Annotated in this window: 9 protein-coding genes and 1 pseudogene; 7 read left to right on the top strand and 3 right to left on the bottom strand. The window is 53.5% G+C overall.

What is annotated here, in order from left to right:
- Positions 1-112 precede the first annotated feature (112 nt).
- The 6 genes and pseudogenes from QZ310_RS11935 to ftsZ all read left to right on the top strand — a co-directional run.
- Positions 113-1444 carry an FtsW/RodA/SpoVE family cell cycle protein gene (locus QZ310_RS11935; protein ID WP_297073108.1) on the top strand — a complete coding sequence of 444 codons (1332 nt, stop codon included), beginning with the start codon at positions 113-115 and terminating at the stop codon, positions 1442-1444.
- Between the two features lie 55 nt (positions 1445-1499).
- A complete protein-coding gene (murG, locus tag QZ310_RS11930) occupies positions 1500-2633 on the top strand; it encodes an undecaprenyldiphospho-muramoylpentapeptide beta-N-acetylglucosaminyltransferase (RefSeq protein WP_297073106.1) in 1134 nt (377 codons plus the stop codon).
- A 52-nt stretch (positions 2634-2685) separates the two neighbouring features.
- Positions 2686-4074, top strand: a complete 1389-nt coding sequence (murC, locus tag QZ310_RS11925) for a UDP-N-acetylmuramate--L-alanine ligase (RefSeq protein WP_297073104.1) — start codon at positions 2686-2688, stop codon at positions 4072-4074.
- A gap of 64 nt (positions 4075-4138) precedes the next feature.
- A complete protein-coding gene (locus tag QZ310_RS11920; RefSeq protein ID WP_297073102.1) occupies positions 4139-5143 on the top strand; it encodes a hypothetical protein in 1005 nt (334 codons plus the stop codon).
- Between the two features lie 23 nt (positions 5144-5166).
- Complete coding sequence (locus QZ310_RS11915) at positions 5167-6837, top strand: cell division FtsA domain-containing protein (RefSeq protein WP_297073099.1); 1671 nt, start codon at positions 5167-5169, stop codon at positions 6835-6837.
- A gap of 80 nt (positions 6838-6917) precedes the next feature.
- Positions 6918-7925: pseudogene (gene ftsZ / locus QZ310_RS11910) on the top strand (cell division protein FtsZ); the annotation flags it as partial.
- Between the two features lie 873 nt (positions 7926-8798).
- Here the strand turns inward: ftsZ and QZ310_RS11905 are convergent.
- Together QZ310_RS11905 and QZ310_RS11900 are read right to left on the bottom strand one after the other, a co-directional pair.
- The gene (locus tag QZ310_RS11905; protein ID WP_297073097.1) at positions 8799-12062 is read right to left on the bottom strand and encodes a S41 family peptidase; all 3264 of its coding nucleotides are present in this window, start codon (positions 12060-12062) and stop codon (positions 8799-8801) included.
- Between the two features lie 15 nt (positions 12063-12077).
- Positions 12078-13004 (bottom strand): DMT family transporter, encoded by a 927-nt coding sequence (locus tag QZ310_RS11900; protein WP_297073093.1) that lies wholly within the window; start codon positions 13002-13004, stop codon positions 12078-12080.
- 292 nt (positions 13005-13296) lie between these two features.
- Between QZ310_RS11900 and QZ310_RS11895 the strand changes: the two genes are divergently transcribed.
- Positions 13297-13998, top strand: a complete 702-nt coding sequence (locus tag QZ310_RS11895; RefSeq protein WP_297073091.1) for an OmpA family protein — start codon at positions 13297-13299, stop codon at positions 13996-13998.
- A 270-nt stretch (positions 13999-14268) separates the two neighbouring features.
- Here QZ310_RS11895 and QZ310_RS11890 read toward each other — a convergent pair whose 3' ends face one another.
- The gene (locus QZ310_RS11890) at positions 14269-15285 is read right to left on the bottom strand and encodes a M28 family peptidase (protein WP_297073089.1); all 1017 of its coding nucleotides are present in this window, start codon (positions 15283-15285) and stop codon (positions 14269-14271) included.
- Positions 15286-16046: the final 761 nt, after the last annotated feature.

Raw genomic sequence — 16046 nt, 5'->3', positions numbered from 1 at the left:
CCTCTTCTCTAACCCTCATTTCATCCTCAAAAACTGTTATCTATACTCTATACTTTAACCTCTATACTGAAAAAACTTAATACTTAATCCTTACCACTTAATACTTAGATAAGTGTCCATCCAATCTCCCTCCATTCAGGCCGAGGATGTTCAGTCGAACTCCAAACCCAAGGCGGTTGCCAAGGCCGACAAACATATCTGGGGCATTTTCATCGCCCTCTGCATCATATCTACCATCGAACTCTACAGTGCCTCTTCCCGTGAGGTCGCCAGTTCATCGATAGGTGTGATGGGGCCCATCCTGCGCCATCTTGTCATGCTCGGTGGCGGTGCCCTTCTCGTCTATTTCCTCTCAAAACGTCATTACTCCGATTTCATCCCTCTCACCTTGATATTTGCAGGTGTGAGTGTGGTGATGATGATCTATGTGATGTTCTTCGGAGAGATTGTCAATGGAGCGCGGCGCTCGTTGACGATATTGGGCATAGGCATATATCCGGCAGAGATGGTCAAATTATCGGCGGTGTTGCTGATAGCACTTGTCATGACCTGGAACCCCAATACAAAGAATGTGGGGGTGACATCAAAAGCCGTGGTCTATTCGGGTTTCATAGTCCTGTTTCTCAGCGGTCTGCTCATTGAACAGGGTCTGACCAACACACTCCTCCTCCTTGCCATCAGCTACTCGATGATGATTGTCGGCGGTGTGCGTTTCTGGCATTTGCTTCTCCTTACCATTGCCTACGCAGCCTGTGGCGGCGTGTTCATCCTCTATATCCTTTTCAGTGAACCCAAGGATATTCCTGCCGATGCCGAACAGCAGATAGAAATGGTGAGCGGTACTGCCAAGAAGAACCCCAACCGTCTCGACACATGGATTGCGCGAGTGCAGCGCCACGGTCAGGATTCAGTGCCTAAATGGGAGATACCCGCGACTGGCAAGAACCGTCAGGAAATCCTCTCCTACATGGCTCAGGCCAACGGCGGTCTCTACGGTGTCGGTCCCGGCAACTCGCGTGAGGCGTCCCGTCTACCGCTTGCATTCTCTGACTATATCTTCGCCATCATCATCGAGGAACTCGGACTGATAGGTGGCATAGTGGTGCTTGTGTTATACCTCTGGCTGCTCGGACGCGCCTCCGGTATTGCCTCACACTGCAACCGCACCTATCCGGCACTTGTCGTCATCGGCATGGCCATCATGATAGCTTTCCAGGCACTCTTCCACATGGGCATTGTCAGCGGAGTCTTCCCGGTTTCCGGTCAGCCTTTGCCTTTGCTTTCGAAGGGTGGTACCTCCATTCTCGTGACAGCCATAGCCTTCGGCATAATGCTGTCGATAAGCCGGACGGCCACACGTCAGGGCGGCAAGAAACAGGACATCCGCGACGAGATTGATTCACTCCCCGAAGAGTTCGGCGCGGAAAATCAGATGCAACTGTGAGCAATAAAGGCTTTACAAGTGTTAAATTTATAATTTAAATGTAAAGTACACTCTTATGACAGATTCAGGACATACAGATAAGAATAAAACCAAAGCAGCGGTCGAGCGGGTGCTGATTTCCGGCGGTGGAACCGGCGGACACATCTTCCCGGCCCTCTCGATTGCCAACGCAGTCAAACGCCGTTATCCCGAGGCCGACATCCTCTTTGTCGGTGCGCAGGGACGCATGGAGATGGAGCGCGTTCCGGCGGCGGGCTATCCCATCGAGGGGCTTCCGGTTGCGGGTTTCGATCGCAAACGCCTCTGGCGCAATTTCGGAGTGCTGCTCAAACTTTGGAAGTCGCTCCGCAAAGCCCGCAGAATCGTGCGTGACTTCAAGCCCGACATCGCTATCGGTGTCGGAGGCTATGCAAGCGGCCCTGTGCTCAAACAGGCCCAGAAGCAGGGTATCCCCACACTCCTGCAGGAACAGAATTCTTACGCCGGAGTGACCAACAAACTCCTTGCAAAAAAGGCAAAGGCCATCTGCGTGGCCTACGACGGAATGGAGCGCTTCTTCCCCGCCGAGGTGATTGTCAAGACCGGCAATCCGGTGCGCAAGGACCTCGAGGGCTGCACCCTCTCGCAGAAGGAGGCCAAGAAGCAGCTCGGTTTCGATGAGGATAAGCCCCTCGTCCTTACTGTCGGCGGCAGTCTCGGCGCCCGCACTGTCAATGAGGCCGTGGCTGCATCGCTTCAGCTTCTGCGCGACAAGGGTGTCAACCTTATGTGGCAGACAGGCCGCTACGGAGAGGCTGAGTTTCAGGCCAAGGCGAAGGAGTTTGACAATGTGAAGGCGACGACCTTCATCTCCGACATGGCCACTGCCTATCGTGCCGCCGACCTCGTTGTCTCCCGTGCGGGTGCAGGTACTATTTCCGAATTGCAGAATCTCGGCAAGGCATGTATCCTCATCCCCTCACCCAATGTGGCCGAGGACCATCAGCGCCACAATGCCGAAGCGCTTTCCACCCGTGGTGGGGCGGTGATGATTCTCGATGCCGACGCCGTGACGACCCTTCCGTCAACTCTGTCCGACCTCATTGACAATCCCGGAAAGCGCGAGGCTCTGAGCCGCGAGATTTCCAAGATGGCTCTGAAGGATGCCGATGAGAAGATTGTCGACAAAATCACAGAAATCCTTAAATAAACCATTTAACGATATAGCTAACAATTCTATAATCATCAAAACAGACTATATCATGAACGTTGATTTATCAAAAATACAGAACATATATTTTGTCGGTGCAGGTGGCATCGGCATGGCAGCCCTCGAACGTTATTTTCTCGCCAAGGGTAAAAAGGTGGCCGGTTATGACCGCACTTCCACACAGCTCACCGATGAACTCCGCTCCGAGGGTGTGGACATGACTTTCAACGAAAGCGCCGATTCTATCCCAGAAGCTTTCCGCAATCCGGAAACAACTCTTGTAGTCTATACCCCTGCCGTTCCTTCCGATCTTCCCATACTTGCGTATTTCCGCGAGAACGGTTTTGAGGTCATGAAGCGTGCCGCTGTCCTCGGGCTCATCACCCGCAACTCCCGTTCGCTCTGTTTTGCGGGAACCCACGGCAAGACCACAACCTCATCAATGGCTGCCCATATCCTCAACAGCGGTTCGGTCGGCTGCAACGCCTTCCTCGGCGGTGAGCTGATAAACTACGGCACCAATTTCCTCCTCAGCCCTTCATCGGACTTCAGTGTCATCGAGGCCGACGAGTTTGACCGTTCCTTCCATCATCTGACCCCCTACGTTGCCGTCATCACAGCAACCGACCCCGACCATCTCGACATCTATGGTACGGAAGAGGCCTATCTCGAAAGCTTCGCTCATTTCACCGAACTTGTCCGTCCCGACGGCGCGTTGATTATCCACGAAGACCTCAAACTCCGTCCGCGTCCGCAGGAGGGTGTACGTGTCTATACCTATTCGCGTGACAAGGGTGATTTCCACGCAGCCTACATCCGTCGCGAACCGGGCAACATCACCTTTGACATCGTCACTCCGCGCGGCACCATCCGCAACGTCAATCTCGGTGTGCCCGTCGAGGTGAATATCGAGAATGCCGTAGCTGCGGTTGCAGCCGTATGTCTCACCAACGCATGGGCACCCGAACTTATCCGCGATGCCATCAGCAGCTACCGTGGCACCAAACGCCGCTTCGAGACTCATCTTAAGGAGGACAATGGAGCCGGTCATGTCATCATCGACGACTATGCCCATCACCCCGAAGAGATACGCAAATCAATCGAATCGGTCAAGGCCCTCTATCCCGGACGCAAACTGACGGTCGCTTTCCAGCCGCATCTCTACACCCGCACCCGCGATTTCGCGCCCGAATTTGCCGATGCGCTGTCGGATGCCGATTCACTCATCCTCCTCGACATCTATCCCGCGAGAGAGGAACCTATCGAGGGTGTAAGCTCCAAGATTATCTTTGATAATGTTAAATGCGAGGATAAAATCTTAATTGGCAAAGAAAAATTGGTGGAAACGTTGAAAAATCGTAACTTTGACATCCTACTGACACTTGGCGCGGGAGATATAAACACATTTATCCCCCAAATCATAGCGTCGCTGAAAGATTAGTAACGAAAATTCACAGGTACAATCCTTTGCAACCCTCAAAAAAGATACTCTCTCTGACTGAAAAATGCCCCGCTATCTGAAAGTAATATTCTCACTGATGCTTGTCGCCTATCTTGTGGTCGCCCTTACGATGACTGCAAGCGAGTCCGACACACAGCTTTGCCGTGCGCTTGAAATTACCGTTGAAGGTGGGGAGGGCGACGGTTCGCGCCGTTTCGTCACCCCTGACGAACTCGCGCGTGAGCTTGACTCACTCCCCGAGAAGGCCCCCGGCATGGCTCTGGCCAACATCAATACCCAGACCATCCGCAAGCATCTTCTCGATCTTGACAAAATCGAGGACGTGGAGGTGTTGCGCCTGACCGACGGTACCATCCGCATCAAGGCCACTCCCATCATACCTGTGGCGAGAGTGTTCGATGCCGGACGTTCCTACTATATCAACCGTGCAGGGAAGCAGGTGAGCGCCGATGCGCGCTACCACAAGGATGTCCCCATTATCGAAGGGCATTTCAACTATCCCGACACAACTTTCACACCCGAGTCGCTGTTGCCGCTGTTGAGCTATATCGCCAATGATTCGGTGTGGAATTCCTACGTCTCGATGATAAAGGTCAAATCGCCTACCGACATCATCCTCGTCCCGGTCATACGCGAACATGTCATCAACATCGGCGCGCCCGACCATCTCGACGATAAGTTTGCCCGCCTTAAGAAATTCTACTCCGAGGTGCTTCCTCAGCAGGGCTGGCAGAAATACGATACCCTTTGCCTTAAATGGAGCGGACAGCTCGTGGCCTCCAAGCGCCGCCGTGCCGTGCAGAAGGTAGAGGTTGTCAACTATGACGATGATGAGGCCGTCGATATGGGCACCATGCTTGCAGGCGATGGAGTGGCCCCGGGCCAGACAGTCCCCGGAGTCAAGGCCCATTCCGAAAAGCCGATTCCTGCGACGGTGCGCACATCATCCTCCGCTTCCACGCGCAAGGACTCGAAAAGTGCCGACAACGGAACAGCGAAAACCGAGGCAACGAAACCTCAGCCCACAGCAACGAAACCAAAGCATTAATCCGAATAAATTAACATCCCCCAATGGAAGAGAAATATATAGTGGCTCTCGAGATAGGGAGCTCGAAAATCAAAGGCGCAATCGGCATCGTCGACCCTTCGGGCGCATTGAGCGTCAAGGCCGTCGAGGAGGAGAAGCTGGCCGATAGCGTGCGCTATGGTTGCATACTCAATATCCGTGAGACCCCCGACGCGATCCGCAACGTCATCAGCCGCTTGCAGCAGCGCGAACCGCAGCGCAAGATTACTGGTGTCTATGTTTCGGTCGGTGGCCGTTCGCTCATGTCGCAGGACATCGAGGTCGAGCGCCGTCTTCCCTCCGAAATGGAAATCACCAACGAGCTTATCGCCGACATGACGAAGGAGGCTCTTGAATATCAGCTCCACGAGCGCACTATCGTCGGTGTCTCTCCAAAGGAATTCCGTGTCGACAATTTCCCCGCAAACCGCGTGGTCGGCATGTTCGGGTCCTACGTTTCCGCGCGTCTGAACCTCATCAGTTGCCGCAACCGTCTCATGACCAACCTCAAGGTTGTGCTTGACGACCGTCTGCATCTCGCAATCAACGATTTCTTCGTGCGTCCTCTCGCCGAGGCCGACCTTGTCCTCTTCACCGAGGAGAAGCGTCAGGGCTGTATGCTCGTCGACTGCGGTGCCGACACCACCACTGTCGCCATCTTCAAGAACGGTGTGCTGATGTATCTTTCGACCATCCCCATGGGTTCGCGCCACATTACCCGCGACATCACTGCGCTCAACATCCTTGAAGAGCGTGCGGAGGATCTGAAAATCGAGGTCGGCAACGCCCTCTCTCAGCCCGAACCGGTGGCTCCGTCACATATTCCCGCCGGAGTGGACTTCAATCAGCTCAACAACTACGTCTCTGCCCGTGCAGGTGAGATTATCGCCAATATCAACGAGCAGATCAAATATGCCGGTCTCACAGCCGACAAACTTCCCGGCGGCATCATCCTCGTGGGCCGTGGCTCCAAACTGCGTGGCTTCGACAGCCGTCTGGAGAGCATGACCACAATGAAGGTGCGCTTCGGCGCTCCCGCCAACCGTATCCGCATCCTCGACGGCCGTCTGAACGGTTCGGACAATGTGGATGTCATCTCTGTCCTCGCAGCCGCAGCGGCTGAAAAGGATGTGGTGGAATGTATGGAACGCATCATGCCTGAGTATTCCTACACCTCCCCCCCCCAGCCTCTCCATGCCCAGCAGCCCGCGCAGGAACCCCTCTATCCCCGCGAAACCGCCAACCCCTATCAGGGTCAGCAGTACCAGCAGCCTGCAAATCCCTATCAGCAGCCCGCCAATCCTTATCAGGGTCAGCAGGCAGCCGCATATCAGCCGCAGCAGCCTAACGCTTACCAGCAGCCTCAGCAGGGCGGCTATCAGGCTCCTCAGCAGGGTGCATATCAGCAACCGCAGCAGCCAGCCTATCAGCCGGGCGGACATCCCTATCATGCCGGTCAGCAGCCCTATCAGCCCCAGCAGCCTGCGGCTAATCCTTACGGCGAACAGGCCCGCAACATCACCCACATCAACGATGCTCCCGAGGAGAAACCGGAGCCGCAGCCCGCATCCAACAAGAAGGGCGGTCTGTCGCGCGCATGGTCCTCGCTTCGCGACCGTGTGGTCTCGCTGATGACCGAGCCGGTTGAGGATGATGACCCCGACAATGACAATTAATCCCTGCAAGCGCAGAACACATAGCGTTGTAATAGTTTAGAATATAAATATTGACCATCCAACCCCATTCTTACTGAAAAATGGACGAAATCAAGAATCAATATAATCAGGATCTCTCCGACACATCAGCCTTCAAGGGCAATACAACAGCTCCCGACCTTGCCTGCAACATAATGGCCATCGGTGTTGGCGGTGGCGGTAACAATGCCGTCAACCACATGTATGCCCAGGGTATCAAGAGTGTGTCGTTCGTCAACATCAATACTGACCGTCAGGCTCTCTGCCATTCAAAAGTCCCCCATACACTCGAAATCGGCGACGGCCTCGGTGCCGGCAACAAGCCTGAAAAGGCCCGCGACTTTGCCGAGGAGAGCGCCGAGGAGATTGCTGCCCTCTTCGATGACCAGACCAAGATGGTGTTCATCACCGCAGGTATGGGCGGCGGTACCGGTACGGGTGCCGCTCCCGTCGTGGCCCGTATCGCCAAGGAACGCGGTCTGCTGACAATCGGTATCGTCACCATCCCCTTCCTTTTCGAAGGCCAGAAGAAAATCAAGAAGGCGATTGCCGGTGCCGACGAGATGGCGAAGCATGTCGATGCGCTCCTCGTCATCAACAACGAGCGTCTCGGTGAAATCTACGGTGACTTCAACTTCATCAATGCGTTCGGCAAGGCCGACGATACCCTCTCGATTGCAGCACGTTCGATTTCCGAACTCATCACCTGCAACGGCCTCATCAACCTTGACTTCAACGACGTCGACACAACTCTCCGCGACGGTGGTGCAGCCATCATCTCGACCGGTTACGGTGAGGGAGAAAATCGTGTGACCAAGGCTATCCAGGATGCCCTCAATTCACCTCTGCTCAAGAACCGCGACATCCTCGGCTCGAAGAAGCTCCTTTTCAACCTCTACATCAACCCCAATGCCGAGTTCCTCATGAGCGAGACCAACGAAATCACCGATTTCATCAGCTCGATGACAACGGAGGTCGACATCATCTGGGGTGTCGGTTTCGACGAGACTCTCGGCGACGGCGTGAAGATGACCATTCTCGCTGCCGGCTTCGATGTCACTCTCCGCGAGGAAGAGGAAGAGATTGTTGCAGAAGGTGGCGCAATGAAGGGCGGTTTCCGTTTCCCCGCAGGTAAGATTGGCGGCAACAATGCCGCAACTCCGACCCCTCCTCCCGCTCCTGCGGCTCAGGTGACAGCTCAGCAGGTTGCTCCCGAGGCTCCCGCGCCTGCACCTAAGCCCAAATCAAAGGCTGAGGAGGTGACCGACGAGCGTCTGGCCGAGGAATACGGACTGACCAAAATCAAGGATCTCACAGAGGGCAAGGACCGCACATCGACCATCATTCTTGGTATTGACCAGCTCGATGATGATGCCGTGTGTGATGTGCTCGAAAAATACCCTACCTACAAGCGTGACCGTAAGATTGTCGAGAGTGTCCGCTCAGGCATGACAGAGCTTTCCGGCTCTCATTCAAGCTCCGCAGCCCACTCCGCCGGCAACTACTCCTCGCAGACCTTCTCGTTTTAGTGCGGATGGTTTGTAAGCGATAGGTGCATGTTAGCGCCAATCGTTTGTAGGGACGCGCTGTAGCGCGTATGCCCGATGAAATACAAACAGTGTACCCATATAATATTATAGGTACAGAAATTCATAAATAACAAAAATTACAGATTTTATTTTCAGCCGTAAAATAGCCGATTATAAAATCTGTAATTTTTGTTATTTCTGAATTTATGTACCTCACCATTCCGGTAGTTCATTTGGCATACGCGCTACAGCGCGTCCCTACAATTAGCTGTTTGACTGGGACGGAATGGCTGAAACGATAAAAGTGCAAAAGAAACAGAATTGAGATTATAATCTTCTGTTTCTTTTGCACTTTTGGCTTTCTGTACCCTTCCGTCAGATTATGCCGGAAAAGGGGAATTGAGGGCGGAAGGATTATTTCTTGCTGCTGTCGATGTCGTTGAGGAGGGTATTGACTGCGGCTGAGATTTGGTCGTCGATACCGAGGATAATCTTGGCGGGGTCATTGGCTACCTTCACGTCAGGTTCGAGCTGAGTGTTCTCAAGGTAGTTGCCTTCCTCAGTCTTGAAGCCCACGACGGGAATACCGAATGTGAGCGAGGGATCCTGCATGTTGACCCAGTTGACAGAGCTCATAGTGCCGGGGACGGGCATACCTACGATTTTGCCGAGACCCACCTTGCGGTAAACCCAAGGTGTGCCGTGGGCATTGGAGTAGTTGGCCTCGCCTGTCAGCATGATGGAAGGCTTGTTCCAACGGCGCGAGGGCATCTCGCCGGATACCACACCCTTGATTTCCTGAGTGAGGTATTTCTTACCGCTGAAGAGCACTTCGATGTCCTCGTGCAGACGGCCACCACCGTTGAAACGGGTGTCGATGACGATACCGTCGCGTTCGTTGTATTTGCCGAGGAGGTCAGCGTAGATTGTACGGTAGCTTTCATCATTCATAGCACGGATGTGGACGTAGCCGAGACGGCCTCCGGAAAGAGAATCGACGAGATGGGCGTTGCGCTTCACCCAGCGGTTATAAAGGAGGTCGGTCATTCGTGTGGTGGGGATGACTACCTCTTCTTCCTTCTCACCTGAGGGGAGAGTGAAGCTGACGAGGGTCTTTTTCTTAGAGATACCGTTGAAGAGGGGAGTATAGTCGCTCTCGGCATCAATCTTGTTGCCGTTGATAGCGGTGATTACGGCTCCGGGCTTCATGCGGGTGTCGGCGTGACCGAAGGGGCCTCCTTCGACAATCTCCGCAACTTTCAGGCCGGGACCATCATAGGCCATATCGTAGAGCAGACCGAGCGAGGCTGTAGCTTCCTTGGCACCGTCGCCGTAGTAGCGGGTTCCGGTGTGCGATACATTGAGCTCACCGAGGAGCTCGCTTGTCATCTCGGCAAATTCAGCATTGTGGTTGATGTGGGGGAGGAACTTGCGGTAAGCTTCGCCCATCTTCTTCCAGTCGACACCGTGCATCTTGGGATCGAAGAAGCGCTTGTCCTCTTCCTTGAGGATATAGTCATAGAGATAGTCGCGTTCGGCAGCGGGGTCAATCTTCTGGGTGCCGCTGACGCTGATGCGGTCCATCTTTCCGCCGGGAAGGGCCATCTTGCGCATGGAAGTCGTACCGAGGAGGAAGAGGTTTTTGCCTGCTGCATCGGGAACCATAGAGAGACCGCCTGCATCGAGCTTGTTGGCGAGGCTCACATCGCCCTTGCGCAGATTCTTCTTCCAGAGGTCATAACCGCCGTCAAATGCAGCGAGGAACCAGAGGGTCTCACCCTTGTCGTCGATATAGACATCGGCAAGGTCAGATGAGAAGGGTGTCAGACGGACGATGCGGTCCTGGATGCCGTCAAGCTCGATATTGATGTCTTTCGACTCTTTCTCCTTGTTTGAGTCGCCGATCTTTGAGTCTTTCTTGGCATCCTTCTTGCCGTCCTTCTTATCCTTTGCATCAGCCTTCTTCTTGCGGGCTGCCTTCAGTTCATCCTGGATGGCGAGGTCTTCGGGCGAGAGGCGGTAGCGGTCGTATGCCGCCTGGTTTGTGAAGACGAGGAGTGCGTCGTATTGCGAACCCCATGAAGCCTGACTGCGCATACCGTAGCGGTCGCTGACAAAGAGGATGGCGTCGCCGCCCATCACCCAGCGGGGGCTGTAGTTGGAATATGAAGAGTTGGTGATGTTGGTGATTTCACCGTTTTCGGCATTGATGATGGCGATGTCGTAGTAGGGACTGCGGCGGTGCATGTCGACCTCGGCTGCAAGCCATTTGCTGTCGGGCGACCATGTGAAGTTGAGTCCGCCGGTGCGTGAATTGCAGATGTTGCCGTTGGTGAGGCGCTTAACCTTGCCGGAAGCGATGTCCATCACGGCGATGTCGCGGCGGTCGATGACAAAGGCCATCTTCTTGCCGTCGGGGGAGATGTCGGGCTGTGCGCGGTCAACCTTGTCGGAGGTCTTGAAGACAGGCTCCTCCTTGATGAGGGTGGCATTGGGGAAGTTGGGGTCCTCCTCACGGCCGATTTCAGCGCGGTAGATGTTGAAGTGGCCGTCGCGGTCCGAAGTGTAGTAGAGCGTGCGGTTATCCTTGCCCCAGCTTACAGAGTTTTCTGCTGCAGGGGTAGTGGTAATCTGTTTGGTCGTGGGATATTCTACGGAGGTCACGAACACGTCGCCGCGTCTGACGAAGGCCACCTGCTTTCCGTCGGGCGAGGGAACGGCTCCACGGGTTCCGGTGGTGAATCGGCTGATGAGCTCAGGATTGCTTTCGTCGGCAGTCAGTGAGATGTTGACCTTTGCGGGCTTGCTGCCGGGACGCATAGTGTATATCTCGCCATCGTAGGTGAAGGCAAGGGTGCCGTCGGCTCCACGGGAGAGGAAGCGCACGGGGTGGGTCTTGAAATCAGTGAGGGGAGTGATTTTGGAGGGATTGGAGAGGTCCATCGAGTAGACATTGAACGAACCTCCGTCGCGTTCGCTGAGGAAGTAGAGGGTCTGTCCGTCGGGTGTCACGGCAGGACTGCGGTCCTCACCGGGATGGTTTGTGAGGTTGGTGTGACGGCCTGTGGCAGCATCATATTTCCAAATCTCGCGGGTGACTGACGAGGTGTGGTGTTTGCGCCACTGGTCCTCGCCGCCTTTGCGGTCAACGTAGATGAACGACTTTCCGTCCGGAAGATAATTGACAGCTTCCGCAGGGGTCGAGAGTATCTGGCGGGGACGTCCGCCATTGACAGGAACCGAATATAGTTCTGTCTGCCATGAGGCGGGGAAGAGGAGCGCCGAAGGGGCATCCTGGATTGAGGCTGAATAGATGACGGCTTTTCCGTCGGGGGTGAAGCCCTGGGGAATCTCGGATGCGGAGTTGAAGGTCAGACGAGTTGCCGGACCGCCTGCTGCATCCATGATGAAAATGTCAGAGCCCCCCTCGCGGTCACTTGCGAAAGCTATTTTCTTGCCGTCGGGCGACCATACGGGTTCTGTTTCGTATGACGACTGGGTGGTTAGCTGACGGGCCTGTCCGCCTGCAACGGGGACAGTGTAGATGTCGCCCTTGTAGGTGAAGGCAATCGTTGAACCGTCAGGGGAGATGCGTACATCGCGAAGCCACAGAGGCGTGACTGCTCCCGCACCGAAGGATGCGCTGATGAGGAGTGCGCTCAGGAGTGATTTCTTCATGTGATATTGATGGTTTTATTTGTTTGATGTGCGTAGTTTGCGTTTCTGGAGGAAGTCGGCCAGCCATACTCCGAGGAGAATCATCGCGCAGCCTGTGTAGCCGACAAATGAAATCTTCTCTCCAAGAATGAGGAAGGAGAAGACGAGAGTGACGACCGGCTGGAAATACATGTAGTTGGCGGCTTTCACGGCTCCGATTTTGGCGTTGATGACGGCCCACATCAGGTAGGCGAACATCGAGCAGAAGAGGGCGAGGAAGAGCAGGTTGGCTATGAGTTTGGGCTCAAGCAGCACTGACGGCGGTGTGATGGAGGGTTCGATGAGGAGGAAGGGGATGGCCGTCACCACGCCGTAGAAGAATGTCTTGCGGGTGATGAACAGTGCGCTGTAGAGCGGGTTGAGTTTCTTTATTATTATACTGTATATGGCCCAGCATAGTGCCGCAAGGAGCGAGAGGAGGTCGCCGAGCGGATTTATGCTCAGGGAGAAACTGCTGTTGAAGATGACAAGCCCGACACCGAGGAATGCCAGACAGGAGCCGAAAATGGTCTCTTTCCCGACGCGGTCCGTCTTATAGATGAAACCGATGAGCAGGACTGTCAACAGAGGTGAAAGGGATGTGATGAGGGAGACGTTGCTCACGAGGGTGTATTCGAGCGCGACGTTTTCAGAAATGAAATAGATAGAACCTCCGAAAAGACCGCCGAGCATGAATGTCAGCTCATGCCGCCAGGAGTTGCTGAAGATTTTCTTGTGGGCGATCAGCAGCATGGCCAGGTAGGCGATTGCGAAACGGTAGATGTAAATCTCGATGGGGTGCAGTCCATTGTCGAGGAGCACCTTGGTGGAAATAAACGAGACTCCCCAGCCAATGACAGCAACAGCAGCCCCTGCATGATAAAGCAAAAGGTTGCTTTTCGGCGAAAAACGCTTTGTTGACATGACAATATTTAAGGTTAACCTTCGTTTAAGACCCTCCGATAGTTGTGTTTTCAGGGTCGGTTATGCCAACGGAAGGACTTGACGTCGCCATAACGATGACAAAATTAAGAAATTTTTATCAAAGATTACGGAAAGCGTCAGAACTTTATTTTTGTCGGGACGTAATAACTATACATAGCCCTTGAAAATCGTATGTGCCGATATGTCGGCTAAAAGACCGGTTTTTTGGGAAAATGGGAATAAATCGTTATTTTTGTGGCGATTTTAACACGTTAACTAAATTATTTTTAAAATGAAACTCGCAAAAGCTTTAGGAATTCCTGCCATGGCTCTCTGTGTGCTTCTTTCGACGGGATGCTCATCATGGACCAATACAGGCAAGGGCGCGGCTATCGGCGGTGGCGGCGGTGCCGCTCTCGGCGCAGGTCTCGGCGCTCTCATCGGCGGCGGTAAGGGCGCGGCTATCGGTACTGCAATCGGTGCGGCTGTCGGAACAGGCGCAGGTGTCCTCATCGGTAAGAAGATGGACAAGCAGCAGGCCGAACTTCAGGCCGAACTCGCAAAGCAGGCTGAAATCAAGCAGGTGACTGACGAAAACGGTCTTCAGGCTATTCAGGTAACTTTCAACGGCGGTATCCTTTTCCCGACCAACGGTACGACACTCAGCGCAAGCGCACGCACTGACCTCAGCAAGTTTGCCGCTTCGCTCATCAATAACCCCGGCACAAACGTGCAGATTTACGGTTACACCGATGATACCGGCACACTCGCAGTCAACGAACGTGTGGCCACCGGCCGTGCAGACGCTGTCCGCAACTATCTTCTCAACAGCGGTGTCGGCGCAAGCCGTCTTTCAGCTGAAGGTCTCCCCATGCAGGACTACATCGCATCCAACTCTACAGCAGAGGGACGTGCCCAGAACCGTCGCGTGGAGGTCTACATCACCGCAAGCAAGGAGATGATCGAACAGGCCAACCAGGGCACATTGAAGTAAGCATCTCCTGTCAGCATCAATCCTGATGCGTGGATGATGATTCCGCTCAATGCCCGGAACTCATTATAATCATCAATTCTTTTATGAAAAGCAGGGAAGCGCACTCGTCAAGAGCACGCTTCCCTTAATTTATGAATTATATGGTGTTACCTGTTGGAAACTGACGTTGCGCATATAAATCAAGCGCAAGATGTAAGATAACAATAATTGTAAGATAATGATAAATATATGATAGCTTTATTTAAATGAGTCTGAGTGCGGGGAGGAGAATCATTCAATACAACGGATTTCGTTGTAGATGAGGTTGAGGACTGTCTGTCCGGCTGCCTCAAGCGAGGCGGGATCTATGTTGTCCATGTTGTCGTTGACAGTGTGCCATGTCGGGGGGAAGGTTCCGGTTGCGTCGTTTTTCGACTCGATGATGTCAATGGCAGGTATGCCGGCATCGTTGAGGAAGAGATGGTCGTCGACGACCGAACCGCCGTTTTTGTTGACGAAGCGGTTCTGATAGCCGGAGCGTTCTGCCACGGACCATACTTTGTCGACAATCTTGCGGGCGTGGCGGTCCGAGAAGTATTCGCGGTGGAACTTGGCGTCAATTCCGCCAACCATGTCGAAGACAATTGCATAGCGCGGAAGCGAATCCTTTGCGTAGGGCATGTGTGATGTCCAGTATTGGGTTCCGAGACACCATGATTCATCATGGGTTGAGAAACCGGATGACTGGCCGTAGTCCTCGGCATCGACAAAAAGAAGGTCGACACCGATCGGAGCTTCGGTCTGGTTGAGCTGACGGGCAATTTCAAGCATGACAGCTACGCCACTGCCTCCGTCGTTGGCTCCGAGGACCGGTTTGAGGCGGTTGTCCTCGTTCTGGTCTGAATCGGACCAGGGACGGGTATCGTAGTGGGCTGCGAGGAGGATACGGTCTTTGATACCGGGATTGTATGAGGCCATGATGTTGCCTATGGGAAGACGGTCGCCGTTGAAGGCTTTCACTTCGCCTGTCTGTACGTTGACATTCTCGGCGCCATGACGATTGAGCTCGTTGACGATGTATTGACGGCAAAGGCGGTTGCCTTCGGTGCCTGACACGCGGGGGCCGAACGCCACTTGCCTGCGGACGTAGGAGTAGGCGCTGTCACGATTGAATTTTGCAGGGGTTTTGAGGCGTTTCTCATCCTGCTTCTCGCGGGAAACGTCGCCGTTAGAGGCCGTAGAACCGCAGCTTGCGAGGCCGGTGGCCGCAAGCAGGCTGATTATGGCTGCTATGATGTATTCTTTCATGACTCTGCTGGCTGTGTTTGTGGTGTCTGTGATGCTAATTTTCGTCCGTGTATATCACGACATGGACATTTAAGGTGTTTGGTTCGGCAAAGTTACAACATAGTTACAAAACTTCGACAATATGGTTACAGAAAAAACATTGTATTAATGTTTATTAACGTATCGCGGTGGTTTTGTGATGTTGATTTGGTTTTAATGATGCGTATTTCGGTTTTGATGGTATGTATTTCGGTTTTTGATTGTGGGTATTTGGTTTTTGATGATTGGTTTTTGGTTTTGATTGTGGTTTTTTGGTTTTGATGGTAGTTTTTGGATTTTGATGATGGGTTTCGGTTTTTATGATTCATGTTCAGTGATTAGAAATCGGTATGAGTTATTTTTATCGGATTTCAATCCGGATGGCGATTGGTAAGCTGCACAGCAGCGATGTGATGGTAGACCCATCACGAGCGGAGATGGAAAATGGAGGCCGTAGGCCGTAATTTTCCATCGAACGCGAGGCATGGGGTAATGATGATTGTGCTATGATGGGCATCGAAGATGTCCGGTAAGGTAATACGGTTATATGTAAAGATTGTCCCTGAGATTTTCATGTATGAGGATATTGCGAGATCAATATATGAGATGATTGGGGTATTGGGCGTTTGACAAAGGGTTATTATCGGACATCTTCGATGCCCGTGACGGGAATGACATCCATTTGCCCACCCACACACCTTCGCGGTGACGCAATTTCGCCCTGCGGGCTCCATTGCGTCGCC

It is taken from the genome of uncultured Duncaniella sp., assembly GCF_910577345.1.
GTDB lineage: Bacteria > Bacteroidota > Bacteroidia > Bacteroidales > Muribaculaceae > Duncaniella.
The sequence above is the reverse complement of the archived record's forward strand: the minus strand, read 5'-3'. Positions and strand labels throughout refer to the sequence as shown.